Below are 19,742 nucleotides of genomic sequence, written 5' to 3'. Positions count from 1 at the left end.
TGGTTCATGACAGAAGGTCCATTGAACGCGCCTCCGAATCGCGATGACCCGATACCCGAGGGACTCAGACTCGGTGCCCGCTTCACCGGATACCTGCTGGTGATCATCGCGGGAATCACAGTCGCGATCTTCGTAGCACTGCAGGTCGCACAGATCGTCGTTCCATTCCTGGCTGGGCTCGTCCTCTCTGCCCTCCTGGTCCCCATGTCGACGTTCCTGCAGCGGCATCGGTGGCCGAAGTGGTTGGCGGTGGTCACAGTCTGGGTCGTCGTCCTCGGCCTGTTGGCCGGACTCGTCCTCCTCATCACCTTTCAGATCAGAAGTGAGATACCTGAGATCCAGGAGCAGGTGGCGACGACCCTGGACGCGGCGAAGCAGCTCTTGGCCACGCAGCCGTTCGGAATCACCGAAGCCAAACTCAATGACCTCGTCGATTCCTCGGGGAAGTGGCTGCAGGACAACGCCGCCGGTCTCGGCTCCGGTGCCGCCGAGGTGGGCACGACGGCGGCGCATGTCATCGAAGGCGTCATCATCATCCTGTTCGTCACCCTCTTCGCGCTCATCGACGGACGCGGCATCTGGACCTGGGTCGTCAACATCTGGCCGAAGAAGGCGCATGCGCGGATCTCCGCGGCCGGTGAGGCCGGTTGGAAGACGCTGACGAACTTCATTCGGATCCAGCTCGTCGTCGCGGCCAGCGATGCGATCGGAATCGGAGTCGGTGCACTGATCCTCGGCGTCCCCTTGGCGGTGCCGATCGCCATGGTGGTCTTCCTCGGTGCCTTCGTGCCGTTCGTCGGAGCGATCGTGGGCGGAGCGGTCGCAGTGGGCTTGGCACTGCTCTTCAACGGCTGGGTGCACGGCCTGATCATGCTCGGGGTCGTCATCGTCGTCCAGCAGCTCGAAAGCCACGTCCTGCAGCCGTGGCTGACAGGACCCACAGTGAAGATCCACCCCTTGGCGGTGATCCTCGGGGTGACAGCGGGAGCAGCGGTGGCGGGCATCGCCGGGGCCTTCTTCTCCGTGCCGGTCATCGCGACTCTCAATGCGATGATCCACGCGGCCAAAGACTACAGAGTGGGACAGCGTTGAGACGGGCCGGGCCACGGTTGCATCGAGTGCGAATCGTCAAGGGCGCTCTTCGGCGTCTGCTCGACGACGAGTGCCTCGACAGAGCAGCCGGGCTGAGCTTCTACGCTCTGCTCTCTGCTGCCCCGGCGATCCTCGCCATGGTGTCGCTGCTCGGCGTGGTCGGGGAAGCCGAGTCGACTACGAAGGCGGTGCTCTCCCTGGTCCACGGAGTCTCGGCCGAGGCGGCCGCGGCGATCCGCCCGTTCATCGTCGAACTCACCGAGTCATCCTCGGCCGGAGTCACCCTCATCGGCAGCCTGCTGCTGGCGATCTGGTCGTCCTCGAAATACATCGGCGCGCTCGGTCGTGCCCTGAACGCTGTCTACCGGGTCGAGGAGACCAGGCCGTATTGGAAGTTCAAGCCGCTCATGCTCCTGATGACCGTGGTCACGCTTATTGTCCTGGCCGCTCTGGGGCTGCTGCTCGTGCTGTCCGGGCCTATCGCCGAAACGCTCGGCGAGCTCATCGGAATGGGCGCGGTTGCCCTGCTGATCTGGAACGTGGTCAGATGGCCGGTCTTCGTCTTCTTCGTCATGGTGCTCATCGCCCTGCTCTACTACGTGACCCCGAACGTCAGGCAGCCGAAGTTCCGGTGGGTCAGCCTCGGTGCGTTCGTCGCGCTGCTCGTGCTGCTTGCCGTGTCGGCCTGCTTCGTGCTCTACATCAACAATTTCAGCAGCTACAACGTCACCTATGGGTCGATCGGGGGAGTGATCGTCGGGCTCGCCTGGGTGTGGATGGTCAACCTCTCGCTGCTCCTCGGCGCCGAGTTCGACGCTGAGATCGAACGCGAGCGGCAACGGCAGTCCGACGGTGACGCAGACCGCAGGAATCAGTTCAGACGACGTGCGGCGAACTCGGCGGCATTGTGAAGCACGGTGTTCGTGTCGTCGAGGATCCGACCGAAGTGGAGGAACGAGTGGAGCACGTGCGGGTACTCCTCAAACCTGACGTCGTTACCCGCCCGCTGCAGGGTCGTGGCCAGTGCCCGGCTGTCATCGCGCAGCGGGTCGAGTCCGGCGGCGGCGACGAACACCGGTGGCAGACCGGTTAAGTCGGCAGTCAGATGTGCGACGAGTGGTGAGTGCTCATCCTCGGGGGTGGGCAGATAGTCGCCGAGGAGGTTGCTGAGGTCGTGGATGCCCATGCCGTCCCAATCGCCGCCGTAGAGCCTGCGGCTGGCCGAGTCGACAAGCCCGTGGCTGCCGTAGATGGGCAGGAGGGCGCGCAGAGCCGAGTAACTCTCGGGGTTCGCACCGATGGTCTCCGGCTCATCGCGCAGCAGCAGACCGGCGCCGAGGGTCAGGACTGCCCCAGCGGAGTCTCCGGCAATGGCCAGACGTTCTCCGTCGATGCCGAACTCCTCACCGTGACGGGCGAGGTGGTCGACGACCCCGGCACACTCGTGCAGCGCTTGCGGGAACTTCACCTCCGGCGACAGCGAATAGTCGACTCCGATCACGGCGAAGCCGCCGGCGGCGGCGAGCACGCGCATGATCCGGTCGTGTGTATCGAGGTCGCCGAGGCTGAACCCACCCCCGTGCAGGAACACGAGACCGGGCAGGACCGCCTCGGCGGTGGGGCGATGGATGCGGATCGGAACGTCGACGTCGGCGGTGCGGATGTAGTGATCATCGGTGCGGGCCATGGTCGGCCCACCCTCATTCCACAGCGCGCGTTCGGCCCGGTATTCGGCGCGTTTGGCGGCCAAGGATCGAGCGGCAGGGGAGAGGTCACCGGAGGCAGCGGCGAAGTCCTCGCCGGCTCGGCGGCACTCGTCGGCCCGAGTGGCCTGGACGGCCATGACCTCGCGCATCTGTGGCGACATCGATGCCACGATGTCGGCAGGAATGGTGGCCAGCAGCGCTTCGGTGAGCGCGGGGTCGACTGTCACGCCGGGAATCATCAGCCTCATTCTTGGTCGGCGGCAATGATTCCCAGCTTAGCGAGGCCAGCGGCGGTGGCCACGGTAGGACTCACCTGCGAAGATCCGGAATATCCGCCGACCGTCGCTGTTATGAGAAGGGGACTGTGACACCAGCCCGTCACCGCCGAAGACACTGCAGGAGCGAACCCTTGACCGAACACATGCGCAGGCACGAAACCGATCACGAAATCCCATGGTCACTGCCGATCGTCGTGCGCCGGTCCAAGACCGCCATCGCTCGCCACATCGACGTCCTCGAGGCCACCTCTCGTGCTGTCGTGACCTTCCTCGACGATCCGCGCTCACAGCCGGGCGGGGACTGGAACGAGGCCGTCGAATACTGGCGTGACGGAGCGATCCGCAAGGTCGTGCGCCGTGGCGACGGGAAGAAGCTCGAGGACGCACGGGCACTCGGGTGCGTGAGCGTGACCTTCGGCGGCACCGACGATTTCGCCCCCGCCGAGGCGTTCGTCTTCGCACCCGGCCCCGTCGAACCCCTGCCACCGGAGCTGAAGAAGCTGCAGGTCGGCGGCACCGAATTCCCGGATGAGGGCGAATCCTCGATCCCCGCCGCCGAGGCGGTCGTGACGATCGAGCTCTCTCCCGAACTCACGCTCACGACCGGGAAGGCCGCCGCGCAATGCGGACACGCCGCGCAGCTGGCATTCGAGCAGATGCCCGACGATGTGCGGGACCGTTGGCGTGAGTCGGGGTTCAGTCTGCGCGTGCAGACTGCGACGAAGGACGCGTGGGCGGCGAACGAGCAGCAGGTCAGCGTCGTCGACGCCGGCTTCACGGAAGTTGATGGGCCGACGGAAACGGTGCGGGCCTCGTGGTGAGGCCGCTGCTCGCGAGGACAAGACACCCCCTTCTGTGCTGATCTCCTCCGCCGGGAGACATGCCGCGGCGATGGTCGGTGAGGCCCGGGCGCCGGGGCTTCGGAGTCTTGACAGCTGACGGTGCCAGGACAAGCCTGGAGGGCCAGGCCGGGCCACGTCGCAGCACGTCGGCTGGGCACATTCGACACGCGAGTATTCGTGAGGAGAAGGCACATGGCGACCTCCGTCAGCGACTTCATCATCGATCGGCTCATCGCCTGGGATCTGCACCACTGGTACGGATACCCCGGCGACGGCATCGGCGGCTTCGACGGGGCGATGGGCCGAGCGCAGGACGAGGGCAAGGACTTCACCTATGTGCGACCCACCCACGAGGAGGAGGCGGCGTTCATGGCCACCGCCCACGCGAAATTCACCAGTGAGGTGGGCGTGTGCGTCTCGACCTCGGGCCCCGGCGCCATCCATCTCATGAACGGCCTCTACGACGCCAAGGGTGACAACGCCCCAGTCGTGGCCATCGTCGGGCAGCAGGCACGAGTGTCGTTGGGTTCCGAATTCCAACAGGAGATCAACCTCGAACGACTCTTCGCCGACGCCGCGGTGTTCGTGCAGACAGTGGCCGCGCCGATGCACGCGCAGCTCGTCGTCGACAAAGCCGTCCGCATGGCCAAGGCCAACCGCGGTCCGGCCGTCGTCGTCCTGCCCGCCGACGTCCAGACGATGGACATGGAAGAGCTGGCGGTCGAGCATTTCGTCTCCCGCACCGGCATCGGCTACGCCGAGGACCGCCTGCGACCCGACGACGACGCGCTCGCCCGCGCGGCCGAAGTCCTCAACAGCGGTGAGAAGGTCGCCATGCTCGTCGGACAGGGCGCGATCGGAGCGACCGATGAGGTCATGGCCGTGGCGAAGCGCCTCGGTGCTGGTGTGATCACCACCCTGCTGGGCAAACAGGTGGTGCCCGGTGATGTCGACTTCCACACCCAGCAGCTGGGTCTGCTGGGATCGCGGCCGAGCTACGACATGATGCAGAAATGCGACACCCTGCTCATGGTCGGCACGAACTATCCCTACGGCGAATTCATGCCGCCGACCGGCCGGGCACGTGCCGTGCAGATCGACCTGTCGCCGCGTCACCTGGGGATCCGCTATCCCACCGAGGTCAACCTGTGGGGTGACGCGAAGACCACGCTGGCTGCCCTGCAGTCGCATCTGAGCCAGCACGAGACCGGGTGGCAGGAGAAGATCGCCGACGAGAACCGGGCGTGGATGAAGGAGAACACTCTGGTCGCCATGACCGAAGCCGACCCGATCAACCCCCGCCGGGTCTTCGTCTCCCTCAACGAACGTCTGCCCGAGAACGCGATCATCACCTGCGACGCCGGGAGCACGGCCGACTGGTACGGCTTCCACGTCGAACTGGGGCCGAACCAGATGGGCAACCTCTCGGGTCGGATGGCCTCGATGCTCGCCGCGATGCCCTATGCGCTGGCCGGCAAGTTCGCGCATCCCGATCGCCCGGTGGTGTGCACCATCGGCGACGGAGCCTTCCAGATGATGGGAATGAACGGTCTGCTCACCGTCAAACGCCACTGGCGGGAATGGTCGAACTCCACCTTCGTCGTCCTCGTCATCGACAACGGCGACCTCAACCAGGTGTCCTGGGAGATGCGGGAGGCCGGAGACCCGAGGTGGGACACGGCCCAGCTGGTCGAGTCGATGGACTACGCCGGCTACGCGGAGCTGCTCGGGCTCAAAGGCATCCGCGTCGACGATCCGGAGAAGATCGACGGGAGCCTCGACGAGGCCTTCGCCGCCGACCGGCCGGTCGTCCTCGACGTCCGCTGCGACCGCAACACGCCGCCGCTGCCGGCCCACATCGCTTTCGCGCAGGCCAAAGGCCTCGCGGAATCGCTGCTGGCCGGAGACCCCGAGCTCGGGCAGGTGGTCAAGCAGAGTTCACGGGCCACCGCCGCACGGCTGTTCGCACGCATGGGCCTGACCTCGGATGATTGAGGAGTTCTCTGCGCGCTGCGAGTACGCTGCCGAACCCATCGTGGGCGGCTGGTTCGCGATCAGGTCTCGGGCGCCTCGTCGAGGTCTTCGAGTTCTTCTTCGGACAGCGGCCGCGTCTTCGTGCCGTTGCCGAATTCGTCGAGGTAGATGACGTGTTTGACCATCTCGCCGGTTTCTTCGTCCTCGACTTCGATGATGTCACCAGGTTGGGTCGCTGGCTGGTAGAAATCTTCATTGACTCCGGTCATCGTGACCACCTCCTATAGGTATCTTCACCATACGATGCTGTGATCTGAGTCTCAAGGGATCCCCTTATCACCTGACGGGGGCCCAGCAACCTGGCGCCAGGTTGCTGGGCCCCCGTCAGGTAGCTATAGAGGGTCTTCAGGGTGCGGAATCGGTAGTCTGAGTTCATGGAACGACAGAGATATCACACCACCGGAGGTCGCGATCGCAATGTCGCCGAGGAGGCCCGCCCCGGAGAGGACGAGTTCCGCGTCGATATCGAACGGATCCGGTTCTCCCCGTTCTTCTCCCGCCTGGCTTCGGTCACCCAGGTCATTCCGCAAGCCGGATCCGGCACGGTCATCCACAACCGGCTGACGCATTCGCTCAAGGTCTCCGCGGTGGCCCGGTCGATCGCGATCACGTTGAACAATGCGGACGAGGCGACCCGGGAAACGGTGAGCCGCCTCGGCGGATGTGATCCTGTTGTCGTGCAGGCGGCCGCGGCCGCTCACGATCTGGGGCACCCGCCGTTCGGCCACCTCGGCGAGAAGGAACTCGACCGGGTGTCGCGGCAGGTTCTGCGTCTTGAGGACGGGTTCGAGGGGAATGCGCAGACGTTTCGGATTCTCACCGCCCTCGACAGCTGCGAGGCCACGGCGCGCGGTCTCAATCTCACGCGCGCGATTCGGGCTGCGGTGCTCAAGTATCCGTGGGAGCGCGGGGAATGGACAGGCGATCGGGCGTCGTCGGCGGCACGGATGCCACGTGGGGTCGGTGACGATGTCAGCGAGGGAGCGATGAAGTTCTCCGCCTATGCCACCGAGGTCGAGGAGATGGCGGACGTGCTCTCGGCGTTCCCGGCGATCGGGAAGTATCAGCAGACGCTCGAATGCGCGGTCATGGACGTCGCCGACGATATTGCGTACGCGGTGCACGACCTGGACGATTTCTACCGGTCGAACGTGTTGCAGTACACGGCCGTGTCCGCTGAGCTCGGGCGGTGGCTGCGCGATCATCGCGAGTTGGCGGCCTTGGACTCTGCAGAATTGGACCGGCGGCGGCCCGGGCATGCCCTCGAAGCGATCCGGCGACACATCGGGGAGAAGGACCCGTGGATCGCGTCGGAGGAGGCGTTCCGAGAGTCGGTGGAGCGGGTCAACCGGGACCTTGTCGAGGGGCTGCTCGGCGTTCCCTACGACGGAGGACTGGAAGCGGATCGGGCGGTCACCGGATTCACCCGGAGGTGGATCGACCGGTTGCAGGCCTCCATCGTCGTCGACCCGGACCCGCATATCCGCAGCGGTCACGTGCGGCTGAGCCAGGAGGCTTGGCACGATGTCGTGGTGCTGAAATTCGTGCATTCGCGCTTCGTGCTCGAACGGTCTGACCTCGCCGTGTATCAGCGTGGGCAGACGCGGATCATCGCGTCCCTGGTCGAGGGATTCCATGATTGGCTGCTCGATCCGGATGAGGCGACGCGGATTCCCCGGCGTCTGGTCGATTCCGTCGAGGCGGCCACGCAGGAGTACTCGGATCTGTACGCGCGCAACCCTGCTGCGTTGGGGGAGGAGGGCGCGGCCGGCATCGTGCGGCGTGGTCGGGCGCGGGCGGTCGTGGACTATATCGCCTCGTTCACCGATGCGCAGGCGATGTCGGTCAACGCTCTGATCACCGGTGCCTCGGAAGAGCCGTGGGAGGCCGGGCGCGGGTTGTAGGTCTCGTGCGTCGGGGTCGGGGCTCCCCGCGATCCCTGACCTGCGGTCGAGGCCGTGGCCCGTTGTCGGCGGTCAGGAAGCGACGGGGATGCAAACGACGGGCATGCGAACGGCGGGGCCGGAGTTCTCACTCCGACCCCGCCGTTGGCGGTTTCAGCTCAATGACTGAGCTGGGTCACCCTCAGTGCTTGCCTGCACGGTAACGGCGGGTTGCCCACACCGCTGCTGCGCCGCCGGCGAGGAGCAGTGCGGCGAATCCGACCATGGCCGGGAGGCCGTCGGCACCCGTCCGCGGCAGGTCGCCACCAGCATTGCCCGAGGCGTTCGTGCTCGAACCGGCCGAGGTGCTCGAACCGGATCCGGCGTTGGCTGCCGAACCTGCGTTGGCCGATGCGGCCTGGTCCGAATCAGCCGAAGCCTCATTTGCATCGTCTGCCGACGAAGCGTTGGCCTCGTCGCCGTCGGCCGAGGCGTTCGCCTCTGCGCCTTCAGCGGCTGCGTCAGCCTCAGCGCCGTCTGCCGCTGCAGAAGCAGAAGCCTCCGAGGAGGAGTCCGCCGTCGACGCTGCCGAAGCGGCGGCACCGGCGTTGGCGTTGGACGCGGCCGAAGCCTCCGCATTGCTGTCATCCGAGTTATCGGCGTTTGCGGCGGCGTTGGCTGCCTGCTGCGCCGATGCGTTCGGATCCGATGTCGCATCCGCTGAGGTCTCCGAGGAGGCCTCTTCGTTGGCGGCGGACTCTGCGGCTGCTTCGGCGTTCTCGTCAGCTGCTGCCGATGCCGTGTTGTTGGCATCGTTGTCAGCTGCTGCCTGAGCGGCTGCCTGCGCCGCCGGATCTGCGTCAGCATCAGCGGTGGCCGTGGCGGACGCCGAAGCCGAGGCCGCTGCGTTCACATTGGCGTTCGCGTCGGAATCATCCGAGGCGGTGGCCGCGGCTCCGTTATCAGCGCCATCGGCATCGGCATCCGCAGCTGCTTCAGCCGAAGCTGCAGCCGAGGAATCGGCGTTCGCTGCCACCGAAGCGGCTACCGCTGCATTGGCATCGGCTTCCGCGGTGGTGTCTGCGCTCGCCGAGTCCTCATCGTTGCTGTCGGCCGTTGCCGTTGCTGCGGCCTGAGCTGCAGCGTTGGACTCGGTCGTCGCGTCGGCTGAGGTCTCCGAGGTCGCCTCTTCGTTGGCGGCCGATTCGGCAGCTGCCTCGGCGTTCTCGTCCGCCGCTGCAGATGCTGTGTTGTTGGCATCTTCATCGGCCGCGGCTTCGGCTGCTGCCTGAGCAGCAGGGTCTGTGTCAGCGTCAGCCTGAGCGGATGCAGCGGCCGAGGCCGAAGCATTCGCGTTCGCGGTGGTCTCATTGCTGGCATCCGCGACCGTGGAATCATCCGCATCTGCTGCAGCCGAGGCCGAAGCTTCTGAAGAAGAGTCCGCCGTCGCTGCGGTGCTGGCTGCTGCCGCCGCGTTGGCATCGGCCGCTGCTGAGGTATCAGCGTTGGTCGAATCCGAGTTGTCGGCGTTTGCGGCGGCGTTGGCTGCCTGCTGCGCCGATGCGTTCGGATCTGATGTCGCATCCGCCGAGGTCTCCGAGGAAGCTTCTTCGTTAGCGGCGGATTCCGCTGCTGCTTCGGCGTTCTCGTTCGCTGCTGCCGATGCTGCGCTGTTCGCATCGTTGTCGGCTGCAGCCTGAGCTGCAGCCTGAGCGGCGGGATCGCCGTCGACGTCAGCGTCGGCAGATGCCGAAGCCGAAGCCGCTGCATTCACGTTCGCATCTGCTTCATCAGCTGCATCCGCGTTGGGATCGGCATTCGCCGATGGATCGGCGTCGTCGTCTGCCGCTGCGTTCTCCGATGCGGTGGCTGACGAATCTGCCGTCGAGGCCGCCGACGCAGCTGCCGCCGGGTCGGCGTTCGCTGCGGCGGAGGATTCCGCATTCGTGTTATCGGTGTTGTCGGCGTTCGCTGCGGCCTCGGACGCGGCTGTCGACGACGCGTTCTCGTCTGTCGTCGCGTCGGTCGAAGCGGTGGTTGATGCGTCTTCCGTCGCCGCAGCCTCAGCCGCAGCTTGTGCATCCTCGTCGGCGGCGGCCGAAGCGGTTGACGTGGCGTCGTCGTTGGCCGCGGCCTGCGAAGCTGCCTGGGCAGCTTCGTTGCCGTCGTCATCGGCGGTTGCCGATGCGGCAGCCGAAGCCGCTGCATTTGCGTTCACATCATCGTCACCGGGCTCCTCCGGAGCGTCCGCGGTCGCACGGACCGAGGACGACGCAAGGTTGATGTCGATGGCGTCCGCGGCTGGGAGCAGTTCCAAGCTCACTGCACTGACCGTGAAGCCAGGCCCATTGTTGCCTTTGACCTGGCTTTCCTCTGCAGGATCCTTAGCGGTCGGCTGCTCGTTGATCGTGAGGTCGACGACCTGATTGAGTGCCTCGAAGACTGGGTCGAGGGAGGTCAGGAGCGGGTTGACGATGCCGGTCACAGCATCGGCGACTTCATCAGCCGTCGAATCAAGGATCCCGCCGATGAGAGGCTCGGTGATACCGAGGACAGCGTTGATCACCGGTTGAGTGATGGCATTGAGCACACTGCCCACAGGAACGCCCGCAATTGAGAGATCGGTGGTGACTGTCGGGTCGGAGTCGTCCGTGCCGGCCAGTTGGCCGAGCGTGGCGTCCACAGTGACCTTGCCGTTGACGGCGGGAATTCCGAGTGCAGAAATGTTCGCAGGGAGTTCGATGACGAGGTGGACATCGTTGAGCGCATCAGACAGGGTCTCGTTGACCTTGCCGGAGAGCGCGCCGAGAGCGTCGGCCACCGCGTCGGTGATTTTAGAGATCGTGTCCGAGGTGAGCACCTGGGTGTTCGGGTCGAGACCGTTGAGGTCAGAGGCGTCTCCGCCCTTGACGATCTTCGCGAGGTCGATCTGGATGTCGCCATTGGCGAGATCGATCGAAACGATGCCAGCTTCGTCTTCGAGTGCCTCGTTGACGACGTTCTCGACAACGCTGTTGAGCGCATCGCGAACCTGGACCGACACTTGGGTGTCGTCTCCTCCGATATTGACGGAGGCGATCCCGACGTTCAGATTCAGTCCGATACCGGCCAGTTCGTTGACTAGGCCCTCGTCGCCGATGACCTCTTCGAGAGTGCCACCGGCACCGTCGACGACTTCGTTGAGGTCGTCGGACAGGCCGCCGACCGCGGGGCTAGAGACTGTGAGGATTCCGTCGGCGACGGCGTATTCGGAGTCGTCGGCTTCGCCGTTGCTGTTGGCCGTCGACGCGATCGCACCGAGTTCGAGACTGAGCTCATCGACGATTTGATCGGTGACCCCGTCGAGGTTGAGCTGGCCGAGCACTGAAGTCAGATCGACCTTGGCGTTGCCGTACTCGCCATTGTTGATGTCATCGAGATTGAGGCCGCCGTCCGTCCCGACGGCGCCGGCACTGGCCGTGGCGTCGTTGTAGGCAGGAGCGTGCCCATAGGTGTTGAGTGCTCCGCCTTCGCCGAGTTCGAGGAGGCCGTCCCCGCCCTCGTTGCTGATGAGCGGGATGCCGATTCCGGGGAGTTCGACTCCGATGGCTTGGAGCACCTCAGCGTTGATCGGAGTGCTGTCCGCGTCCGTGCTGGACGGAGAACTGCTGTACGCCGAGAGAGCGTCGACAGCGTCTGCGGTCAAAATGTCGGCATCGATCAGTTGCCCGTAGGCTTCTGAGTCTTCGTTCGGATTCTGTTCATCGGCGGCACCGGGCGAGGTCGTCAGCAGGGTCAGACCCACTGCTGTCGCCGCGGCGACAGACCCCACCGCGATCTTCCGACCGGCTCCGGGCCGGCCTCTCAGTATTCTCATGGTTCTCCACATCGTTCAGACCCTGATCAGGTCCAGGCGCCGCCTGGACGGAAACAGGCAGTTTCCTGACAGGACGCTCACAACGTTACGGAGTAATCAAAAAGTAATCAGCAGATCACAGGAAAAGTTACCTCGTCGTTATAGTTACGCCAAGGTAGGTTCTGATGGCTGCTGCGGATGTCTGCGGCGGCAAGCCCCGTTTCTGCGCGATTCTATGAACCTGCAGGTGAAAGGCTTGCTACGAGGAGTGCGGTCTGACGAACTGAAATTTGCCACAGTCATAGTTGAGTCACTGCGTACTCCTTTTTATGTCACGTATTGGGACACGAACGGGCGACTGCGAAATCCGTCTGTGACCGTATGGCGACCGGCAAGGTCACGACTCCCGCGGTGTGGACGGGACGTGCAAGACACCTCGCCGTCGCCTAAAGTCGACTCAGCCGCAGCAGAGACGGCAATCAACGAAGGAGTTGACGCATGGCGAAGGAGGCACGATGGGCAGTCGTCGGAACAGGAATCATCGGCGCCGCAGTGGCACGCGAAATCCTCAATCGCCACGACTCCGCCGATGTCACCCTCTTCGAAAAAGAAGACCACCCTGCCGCCCACCAGACCGGTCACAACTCCGGAGTCGTCCATGCCGGCCTCTACTACGAACCGGGCAGCCTCAAAGCCACCCTCTGCCGCCGAGGCGTCTCCCTCCTGACCGACTTCGCTGCCGAACACAATGTCGCCTTCGACGAATGTGGCAAGGTCGTCGTCGCCACCGACGACACAGAAGTCGAACGTCTTCAAGCCATCCATGACCGTGCCCTGGCTAACGGCGTCCCCGACATTGCGATGCTCGACCGCGACGGCTTACGTGACATCGAACCGAACGCAGAGGGAGTTGCCGCCCTCCACTCACCCCACACCGCGATCATCGACTACCCTGGCCTCACCGACGCTCTCGTTGCAGACTTCCGTGCCCACGGCGGCCGCGTCCGCTTCTCCACCCCGGTCAAAAGCATCGATCACCGAGGTGGCTCCACCTCCCACGGCTCCGCCGTCGTCCGTACCCCGGTCGACGCCCAGGAATTCGACCACGTCATCGTCTGCGCCGGCCTCCAGTCCGACCGCCTCGCCGCCCGCTCCGGACAGAAGCGCACTCCCACCGTGGTGCCCTTCTTCGGGCAGTACTTCATCCTCGACGAGGCGCACAGCAATACGGTCAACGGACTCATCTATCCCGTCCCGGACCCGAAGTATCCCTTCCTCGGCGTCCACGTCACCCGACGCATCGACGGCGGACTGATGATCGGCCCCAATGCCTTTCTCTCGTTCTCCCGCGAACGCTACCGAGGGCTCGGCCTCAACATTCCCGACTCCCTCGCAGTGGCCGCCGACCCCGGATTCTGGCGCTTCGCCGCAGGCAATATGGCCACCGCTGCCCGTGAGCTGCCCGGGGTGCTCTCGATCGAGAGATTCGTCGCCGAGGCGGCCCGCTACGTCCCCTCCCTCACCGGAGCTGACGGCCACCGCGCCACCCGCGGAATCCGCGCGCAGGCCATGAATCGGGACGGAACACTCGTCGATGACTTCGTCATCGATCGGGCGGGAGCCACGATGTTCGTCAGGAACGCGCCCTCCCCGGGAGCCACCTCGGCGCTGGCCATTGCCGAACACCTCGTCGGCATCATCGACGGGCGATGATGCCGGTGCCGGGCGTCGACAACGAAGGGCCGCCTACCCGACCGTGAGGACGGGAGGCGGCCCGAAGATCAAGGTGGCTGCTCAGTCGCACCGACTCACTTGGGTGTGCGGGTCTCTGCGCTGATGAACCAGGCCTGCTGCTCGAGTTGAGCGATGTAGCTGTGGAAGATGTCGGCGGTCGTCGGGTCCGCGGAGTCGACCTCGTCGTGGCAGTCGCGCATCGAGGCCACGGTCGCTTCGATCGATGCGACCATGTGGTCGATGGCGTCGTGGGTGCTGATCTCGCCGTTCGGGAACTCCGGCAACCCTGTCTGTTCGGCGATCACCGCGGGGCGACCGTCCGGCGAGGCGTGGAGGGCACGCATGCGTTCAGCGATCTCATCGCTGCCTGCACGGGCGATGTCCGTGACTTCGTCGAGGTTGAGGTGGAGGTCGCGGAAGTTCGTGCCCACGATATTCCAATGCGCCTGCTTGGCAGTCAGGCTCAGAGCGATGAAGTCGACCAGAACCGTTTGGAGGTTCTTGGTCAGGGCGTCGGAGGCGATGAAGCCGCGTTCGGCGTTCTCGCGAGTGGTCTTCTCTGAGCCATGGGGGTCGGGAACTGTCACTGACTGTGTCATGATTCTTGCTCCTATTCTCTCCGGTTTCGCGTTGACCCGGAGTCTGTGGCCACCATAACGCTGCCGCAGATGGCACGTAACCCCCCCCCGTCAGGATGTGCCGGTCTCGTCGTCCTGAGCGATATAGACGCGGGAGCGCAGCCGCTGGGCGTGCGTGAGATTCTTGAGGTCGATGTCGCTGTCGAAGCTTGAGCCGAGTGCGCCGGCGACGACGCCCATCGCTGCGCTCAACCACGCGATGTCGAGGTAGTTCGTCAGTCGAGCCTCGGGCCGGTGGATCGTCTGGGCCATGAACTCCGGATCGATGACGATGAGACTGCCGGCGAGGATGCCCACGACGAGCAGCGCATAGAGACCGGTCACGCAGACGATGAGCGTGAGCACTGTGGACAGGTTGTAGTAGAAGACGACCTGAGCCAGGCGTTCATTGACCGGGCGATCCCACAGGCGATTGATCGTCAGCAACCATCCGACCATGACAGCGATGGCGATGATGCCGATCGAGATGAGTCGGAGAGTCGAGAGGTGATGCGACATCTGCCAGATGGAGCTGTAGAAGACGCCGAACGCCCCGGTCGCGGCGGCCGCAGCCATGGCACGGGAGAGTTTCCGCGCCATCCGCAGCGGCTCATTGGCCATGGTCATGCCCAGCACGAGGCGGGTCCCACCGGTGAAGGTGTGAGCGTGGAGGGTGCGGCGGCCGGATTCGGTTCGATTCGACCACTGTCCCCAGCGCGGAAGCCGATTCCTCTTCGCCGGCACATGCCCGTCGGGCAGAAGCTGATTGACACAGCTCATATAGATCTTGAGCAGACGGCGCTTGGTCGTCATCGCACCGAGGGTGGGGCAGGAGATCACGGCGACTTTTCGGGCGGGCAGCACCTCGGCGATCAGTGGTTTGCCCTGGGTGTGGCGGGGAATGTCGGTGAGCATGATGACGAGATCGGCATCGGGATATTGGGCGACGATCGCGTCCAAGGTGGACAGCTCCAGCTGGTGGTCGGCATGGACGCGCAACGTCTTCGTGCACACATCGACAGTGACCTCGGTCTCGAAGTCCTGTTGGAGGTGGTCGAGGAACTCGTCCTGGATCGAGGCCACACGGCGGCTCGGGGGGCCGGGATCGGAGATGAGGAGGACGTGCATTTTCTCACTGTGGCAGGGGCTTCTCCCGCATGGCCAGGGCGACGGCGAATTCCGACGCTTTCCCCACCGCGCATTCAGGCCGAATCTGATCTCGGACCCCTGAACGCGTATTCTGATACCGACGTGTCGACGAGACGAAGGAGGACGCGGTCAATGGCAGTTCTGGTGACCGGAGGGGCAGGTTACATCGGTTCGCACGTGGTGCGGCTGCTCACCGAACGCGGAGACGATGTGCTCGTCGTCGACGACTTCTCCACCGGCATCGACGCTCGCGTCGAGGGCCTGCCCGTGGTCGATCTCGATCTGGCTGCGGCCGATGCCGAGGAGCGCCTGGTGTCCGCGATCAAGGAACACGGCGTCGACTCGATCATCCACTTCGCGGCGAAGAAGCAGGTCGGCGAATCCGTCGAGGAGCCGGTCATGTACTACCGGCAGAACATCGGGGCACTGACGAACATCCTCGCCGCCGTCGAGGCGACCGGCATCGAATCGCTCGTCTTCTCCTCCTCGGCCGCGACCTACGGCATGCCCGATGTCGACATGGTGCCTGAGGATCTCGACTGCCGCCCCATCAACCCGTACGGCCAGACGAAGCTCATCGGCGAGTGGATGATCGACAACCAGATCACCGCCTCGCAGATGCGGGGCACTACATTCAACGCCGTGAAGCTGCGCTACTTCAACGTCGCCGGTGCCGGCTGGAGCGAACTCGCCGACACCGCCGTCATGAACCTCATCCCGATCGTGCTCGAGCGGCTGAAGGACGGTAAGGCGCCGATCATCTTCGGCGACGACTACGACACCCCTGACGGCACGTGCATCCGCGATTACGTTCACGTCAAGGACCTCGCCGAGGCGCATATCGCCGCCCTCGACTACATGAAGGCCGGCGGCACCACGGAGACCGTGTTCAACGTCGGCACCGGGACCGGCGCCTCGGTGAAGGAAGTCATCGATACCATCGCCGAGGTGACCGGCCGTGACATCGTCCCCGAAATCGGCGAGCGTCGCGCCGGTGACCCGCCGGCGCTGGTCGCCGACGTCACCCGGATCTCCGCCATGCTCAGCTGGAAGGCCGAGTTCGGTCTTGAGGAGATCGTCCGCAGCGCTGTCGAGGCCGCGGGGATGTTGCCGAACCAAGAACGATGACGCAATCGGACCCAGCCGCAACAGCACTTCACTGGGTCCGAGCACGTTCCGCGCCAGGGCACGAGCTGCCGGTCGGGGCGCGGGTGGCACTGCATTTCCATCCCGGTGATGACGCCTCTGAGGCTGGGGTGCTCGAGTCGATTCTCGAGCTGGGACAGTATCTTTCCCAGTTCGCCACAGGCACGAGCAATGGCGGTCTGACGGCCTTCCCCGGCGGCGACCGGTGGCTCTGGGAGCAGAGAATCTTCGGTGGAGCCTATGACCATGTGGAGGTGCACCACCGACCGGTCTATGGGGCACTTGACCTCGACGGCGACCCCTTTGGGCCGGCACCGCGGTTCGGGTCGGCCTACCTGCGTCTCCGTCCGGAGGTCCTTGCGCGAGCGACGTTCGCTTACCCGGACAGCACCTTTGAGCCGGAGCTCTTCGGGGTTGCTGACCGGATGAGGCTCATTGCCGACTATCGTCGTGACGAGCGGGCTGCCGACCAGGCTGCTGCCCAGGGATGCGGCATCGTCGACCGTCTCGATCACTACATCGAGGCCCATATCCACGGAGGGGTGAAGATGCCCGATGATGTTGAAGCATTGGTGGTCGATCCAAGCTTCGCCGATCATGCGGTCGTGGAGAGAGCCGGCCGCTGCGGCCTCGTTGTCGAGACTCACCCCGGCTATGTCGCCGAGGTTGCCGAAATTGCGGCGCACCCGGAATATCGGGGCCAGGATGTGGTCGAGCTCGCGCAGCGGATCGTCGAGAGGCTGGCGAACTCAACCCAGTTGCTCCCCATTCATGTCGCACGTGCCAGACGGGTGTGGGACCTCGACGGGCAGCAGAGCAAGAAGCTTTGGCACTGCCTCGCACGATTTGGTCGGACCTGGTGAACCACTCCGTTACTTCGCGGGTTTCATCTCGCTTTCGACGACCCATTTGTGGTTCGTCATCTCCATCTCATCGGTCTTGACATCGACCATGTAGACGGTCTCGTCCGTCGCTGAGTCGATCGTCGCCTCGGCACCCTTCATTCCGGGCATATGATCGGCGTTGACGGTGGCCTTGTCGCCCTTCTTCAGCGGTGCCTTGCCCGGGTCCTTGAGCTCTTCGTGGACGACCCATTTGTGATCCTTGACCGGGTCGCCGCCGTCGGTCGGCGTGTAGCTGATTGAGTAGGTCGTGGTGTCGAAGGCGCCGGAGACTGTTGCCTCGGCGCCCTTCATTCCCGGCATGTGGTCGGCGGAGAGGACAACTGTGTCGCCGACATCGAACTTCGGGTCGGCGGCCTTCGTGATTCCCTTCGGCGGGTCGCCGCCATCGTCGGCGTGCCCTTCGTGCCCACCTGATCCGTGTCCGGATTCGCTGTGGTCCATGTCGTCGTGTTCGGAGCCGCCAGTTTCGCTCGAGGCGGACTCGTGGCTGCCGTGGGAGTCTTCTCTGCCCGATCCGCGGCCCTCGTCATTCGCAGTTGAGCAGCCTGCCAGAGCCAGTCCGAGTGCTGCGGTGACCGCAGTGAGGCGGGCGGCTGGATTGAGCTTCTTCATCAGTGGTCTCCTGGTTCGGTGAGACGGTCGCGTCGGATTCGCTCGGCGGCAGATGGGAACCTTTCAGGGCATCCCATCTCGTGGACCCGCCACGGTCACCCTATACCCCTTATGGGTATGATTGCCAAGACGGCATACGTGCTCTGCATCCGTAGTGACATGGGGATATATATGAAGACGACGCAATTCGTGTTGGGGGCTGCGGCCTTCGTTCTTGCCCTGACCGGGTGTTCTGCTTCTGGAACGGGAAGCGAAGCATCCACAGAATCAGGAGAGTCTGCAACAGTGCAGTCGGGTTCGGCTGAAACGCTGCTAGCTGACCTCGATCTGGCCGACGAGGACGTCACAGGAGTCATCGATCAACTCGATCGCCTGCCTGTCGACGAGAGGCCCACCGACCTCATGGCCTCGGTGCAGCCTGACGAACTTGTTCTCACCGATGGACAGCAAGAGGCGACGATGGCACTGCCGGAGGGGAAGAGCTACGTCTCCATCGCTCCTTTCGTCGATGAGACGCACGACTGCTTCTACCACAGCCTCACGACCTGTCGGGGCGAGTTGAGCGAGAAGGACGTCGATGTGGTGATCACAGACTCAGAGACGGGCGAAGCAGTGGTGGATGAGTCGACGACGACCTTCGATAACGGGTTCGTCGGCTTCTGGGTGCCGTCCGGCATCACCGGTACCATCGAGGTCAACGCCGAGGGCAAGACCGGTACGACCGATTTCTCCACGAGAAGCGATGGGCCCACCTGCGTGACCGACCTCAAGTTGAAGTAGGAACTGGAAGGGGAGACTGGCGTAGTTCATCTTCGCAGAGGGCCTAGTTGCTAGATGATTGTCGTCTAGCTATCTCGTAAATTGATCTGATTTACATCTTGTTTTGATCGGATCGAATTCATAGACTCGGCTGTCATGAACACAACCACAGTTGCTTGTGTCACGCGTCGTCCGGGAGCACGGCGATGAGCGAAGTCAGCCTCAAGCAGTTGCGCTGTTTCCTCGCTGTGTACTCCGAAGGCAGCTTCACGAAAGCCGCGAAGTCCTTACACATGGCACAGTCGCCGGTCAGCCAGTCTGTTGCCTCATTGGAGCGGCACTTGGGCGAGAAACTCTTCGAGAGGAGGCCGCGTGAAGTCATCCCCACTGCCGCGGCTCGCGGGCTCTATCCCGAAGTGCTCGAGCTGCGACGCCGTGCCGATTCGCTTCCACAGCTTGCAGCAGATATGCGGGACGGGACGAAAACCCAGCGGATCCGCCTCGGTGGAGTCAGCTCGGCCTTCCCAGCCATCATCGCCGGAGTGCTCGCAGCCCTCGCCGACCACTCAATCGTCGTCTCCGACGGCAGCAGCTCCGACCTCACGCTGGCCGTCGACAACGGGGACATCGATGCCTGCCTGGTGAGGGAGTTCAGCAGTCACCGGACCGATGAGAAGATCGCGTTCCGGGAGAAGCTGTGCGTGGCATTTCCAAATGGCCATCGATTGGCCGACCGCGGCGAAGTCCATGTCGGCGAGATCAGCGAAGAGCCGGTCGTGTTGTTCCACCGTTCCTCTGCTCCCGTCGCATTCGACCTCGTCGCCAGCATCTTCATTGAGCACGGACGAACGATGCGCACGGTCGCACATGTGTCGAACGAGCAGGCTATCCTCGGGCTGGTCGCCGCCGGGGCGGGCATCAGCCTCGTGCCGGAATCGGTTGCCGTCCAATCGTGGAGCGGTGTCGCGTTCGCCTCCCTCGCCGAGGCACGGCACACCTATCCGCTGACGATTCGCACCGCACCTGGAGACCCGTTGAAACTGCTGGACCCGCTGACCGAAGTGCTCGGCAGATGGGCGGCAGAAAACGACCTTACGCCCTGACTTCTTAATCAGCCCTCTCATCCACGAACCGCTTTCACAGGAGACTG

Annotated in this window: 16 protein-coding genes; 10 read left to right on the top strand and 6 right to left on the bottom strand. The window is 64.3% G+C overall.

Going from position 1 to position 19,742, the window contains the following annotated elements:
* The first annotated feature begins 6 nt into the window (after positions 1-6).
* Both ACOZ9V_RS14465 and ACOZ9V_RS14460 read left to right on the top strand, forming a co-directional pair.
* Positions 7-1,092 (top strand): AI-2E family transporter, encoded by a 1,086-nt coding sequence (locus ACOZ9V_RS14465; protein ID WP_139468350.1) that lies wholly within the window; start codon positions 7-9, stop codon positions 1,090-1,092.
* A 26-nt stretch (positions 1,093-1,118) separates the two neighbouring features.
* Positions 1,119-2,003 (top strand): YihY/virulence factor BrkB family protein, encoded by an 885-nt coding sequence (locus ACOZ9V_RS14460; RefSeq protein WP_181272130.1) that lies wholly within the window; start codon positions 1,119-1,121, stop codon positions 2,001-2,003.
* On the opposite strand, the gene ACOZ9V_RS14455 is transcribed toward ACOZ9V_RS14460, so the two are convergent.
* On the bottom strand, positions 1,964-3,025 hold the full coding sequence (locus ACOZ9V_RS14455) for an alpha/beta hydrolase fold domain-containing protein (protein WP_434591124.1): 1,062 nt from the start codon (positions 3,023-3,025) through the stop codon (positions 1,964-1,966). The two genes, ACOZ9V_RS14460 and ACOZ9V_RS14455, sit on opposite strands and share 40 nt — an antisense overlap.
* Positions 3,026-3,207: 182 nt before the next feature.
* Between ACOZ9V_RS14455 and ACOZ9V_RS14450 the strand changes: the two genes are divergently transcribed.
* Positions 3,208-3,897 carry a peptidyl-tRNA hydrolase gene (locus ACOZ9V_RS14450; protein ID WP_139468352.1) on the top strand — a complete coding sequence of 230 codons (690 nt, stop codon included), beginning with the start codon at positions 3,208-3,210 and terminating at the stop codon, positions 3,895-3,897.
* A gap of 213 nt (positions 3,898-4,110) precedes the next feature.
* Positions 4,111-5,913: a thiamine pyrophosphate-requiring protein gene (locus ACOZ9V_RS14445; protein WP_434591121.1), complete on the top strand. Its 1,803-nt coding sequence runs from the start codon at positions 4,111-4,113 to the stop codon at positions 5,911-5,913.
* Positions 5,914-5,972: 59 nt separating this feature from the next.
* Here the strand turns inward: ACOZ9V_RS14445 and ACOZ9V_RS14440 are convergent, their stop codons facing one another.
* On the bottom strand, positions 5,973-6,161 hold the full coding sequence (locus ACOZ9V_RS14440; RefSeq protein WP_139468354.1) for a hypothetical protein: 189 nt from the start codon (positions 6,159-6,161) through the stop codon (positions 5,973-5,975).
* 165 nt (positions 6,162-6,326) lie between these two features.
* Here ACOZ9V_RS14440 and ACOZ9V_RS14435 point away from each other — a divergent pair, with 165 nt between their 5' ends.
* The gene (locus ACOZ9V_RS14435) at positions 6,327-7,856 is read left to right on the top strand and encodes a deoxyguanosinetriphosphate triphosphohydrolase family protein (protein ID WP_434591118.1); all 1,530 of its coding nucleotides are present in this window, start codon (positions 6,327-6,329) and stop codon (positions 7,854-7,856) included.
* Positions 7,857-8,037: 181 nt separating this feature from the next.
* On the opposite strand, the gene ACOZ9V_RS14430 is transcribed toward ACOZ9V_RS14435, so the two are convergent.
* Positions 8,038-11,691 (bottom strand): choice-of-anchor G family protein, encoded by a 3,654-nt coding sequence (locus ACOZ9V_RS14430; protein WP_434591115.1) that lies wholly within the window; start codon positions 11,689-11,691, stop codon positions 8,038-8,040.
* A gap of 477 nt (positions 11,692-12,168) precedes the next feature.
* Here ACOZ9V_RS14430 and lhgO point away from each other — a divergent pair, with 477 nt between their 5' ends.
* Positions 12,169-13,383 (top strand): L-2-hydroxyglutarate oxidase, encoded by a 1,215-nt coding sequence (gene lhgO, locus ACOZ9V_RS14425; RefSeq protein ID WP_434591113.1) that lies wholly within the window; start codon positions 12,169-12,171, stop codon positions 13,381-13,383.
* Positions 13,384-13,478: 95 nt separating this feature from the next.
* Here the strand turns inward: lhgO and ACOZ9V_RS14420 are convergent, their stop codons facing one another.
* Positions 13,479-14,003, bottom strand: a complete 525-nt coding sequence (locus ACOZ9V_RS14420; protein WP_101543431.1) for a Dps family protein — start codon at positions 14,001-14,003, stop codon at positions 13,479-13,481.
* Positions 14,004-14,093: 90 nt separating this feature from the next.
* A complete protein-coding gene (locus ACOZ9V_RS14415; RefSeq protein WP_181272547.1) occupies positions 14,094-15,149 on the bottom strand; it encodes a hypothetical protein in 1,056 nt (351 codons plus the stop codon).
* 153 nt (positions 15,150-15,302) lie between these two features.
* Between ACOZ9V_RS14415 and galE the strand changes: the two genes are divergently transcribed.
* The gene (gene galE / locus ACOZ9V_RS14410; RefSeq protein ID WP_181272546.1) at positions 15,303-16,298 is read left to right on the top strand and encodes a UDP-glucose 4-epimerase GalE; all 996 of its coding nucleotides are present in this window, start codon (positions 15,303-15,305) and stop codon (positions 16,296-16,298) included.
* Between the two features lie 83 nt (positions 16,299-16,381).
* Entirely contained in the window at positions 16,382-17,179 is a 798-nt protein-coding gene (locus ACOZ9V_RS14405) for a DUF3626 domain-containing protein (RefSeq protein WP_181272545.1), read from the top strand.
* 9 nt (positions 17,180-17,188) lie between these two features.
* Here ACOZ9V_RS14405 and ACOZ9V_RS14400 read toward each other — a convergent pair whose 3' ends face one another.
* A complete protein-coding gene (locus tag ACOZ9V_RS14400) occupies positions 17,189-17,833 on the bottom strand; it encodes a YdhK family protein (protein WP_181272544.1) in 645 nt (214 codons plus the stop codon).
* Positions 17,834-17,851: 18 nt separating this feature from the next.
* Here ACOZ9V_RS14400 and ACOZ9V_RS14395 point away from each other — a divergent pair, with 18 nt between their 5' ends.
* Both ACOZ9V_RS14395 and ACOZ9V_RS14390 read left to right on the top strand, forming a co-directional pair.
* On the top strand, positions 17,852-18,613 hold the full coding sequence (locus ACOZ9V_RS14395; RefSeq protein ID WP_229664260.1) for a CueP family metal-binding protein: 762 nt from the start codon (positions 17,852-17,854) through the stop codon (positions 18,611-18,613).
* Positions 18,614-18,798: 185 nt separating this feature from the next.
* Entirely contained in the window at positions 18,799-19,695 is an 897-nt protein-coding gene (locus tag ACOZ9V_RS14390) for a LysR family transcriptional regulator (RefSeq protein ID WP_181272543.1), read from the top strand.
* The last annotated feature ends 47 nt before the right edge of the window (positions 19,696-19,742 follow it).

This window comes from Brevibacterium sp. 1718 (assembly GCF_051131255.1).
Taxonomy (GTDB): Bacteria; Actinomycetota; Actinomycetes; order Actinomycetales; family Brevibacteriaceae; genus Brevibacterium; species Brevibacterium sediminis.
Note: the sequence above shows the minus strand (reverse complement) of the source record. Positions and strands in the feature narration are given on the sequence as shown.

Bases quoted from the DNA above. Each gene is read 5' to 3' on its own strand.
- ACOZ9V_RS14465 (WP_139468350.1), top strand. From the start codon at position 7: ATGACAGAAGGTCCATTGAACGCGCCTCCGAATCGCGATGACCCGATA.
- ACOZ9V_RS14445 (WP_434591121.1), top strand. From the start codon at position 4,111: ATGGCGACCTCCGTCAGCGACTTCATCATCGATCGGCTCATCGCCTGG.
- ACOZ9V_RS14440 (WP_139468354.1), bottom strand. From the start codon at position 6,161: ATGACCGGAGTCAATGAAGATTTCTACCAGCCAGCGACCCAACCTGGT.
- ACOZ9V_RS14435 (WP_434591118.1), top strand. From the start codon at position 6,327: ATGGAACGACAGAGATATCACACCACCGGAGGTCGCGATCGCAATGTC.
- ACOZ9V_RS14430 (WP_434591115.1), bottom strand. From the start codon at position 11,691: ATGAGAATACTGAGAGGCCGGCCCGGAGCCGGTCGGAAGATCGCGGTG.
- lhgO (WP_434591113.1), top strand. From the start codon at position 12,169: ATGGCGAAGGAGGCACGATGGGCAGTCGTCGGAACAGGAATCATCGGC.
- ACOZ9V_RS14420 (WP_101543431.1), bottom strand. From the start codon at position 14,003: ATGACACAGTCAGTGACAGTTCCCGACCCCCATGGCTCAGAGAAGACC.
- ACOZ9V_RS14415 (WP_181272547.1), bottom strand. From the start codon at position 15,149: ATGCACGTCCTCCTCATCTCCGATCCCGGCCCCCCGAGCCGCCGTGTG.
- galE (WP_181272546.1), top strand. From the start codon at position 15,303: ATGGCAGTTCTGGTGACCGGAGGGGCAGGTTACATCGGTTCGCACGTG.
- ACOZ9V_RS14400 (WP_181272544.1), bottom strand. From the start codon at position 17,833: ATGAAGAAGCTCAATCCAGCCGCCCGCCTCACTGCGGTCACCGCAGCA.
- ACOZ9V_RS14390 (WP_181272543.1), top strand. From the start codon at position 18,799: ATGAGCGAAGTCAGCCTCAAGCAGTTGCGCTGTTTCCTCGCTGTGTAC.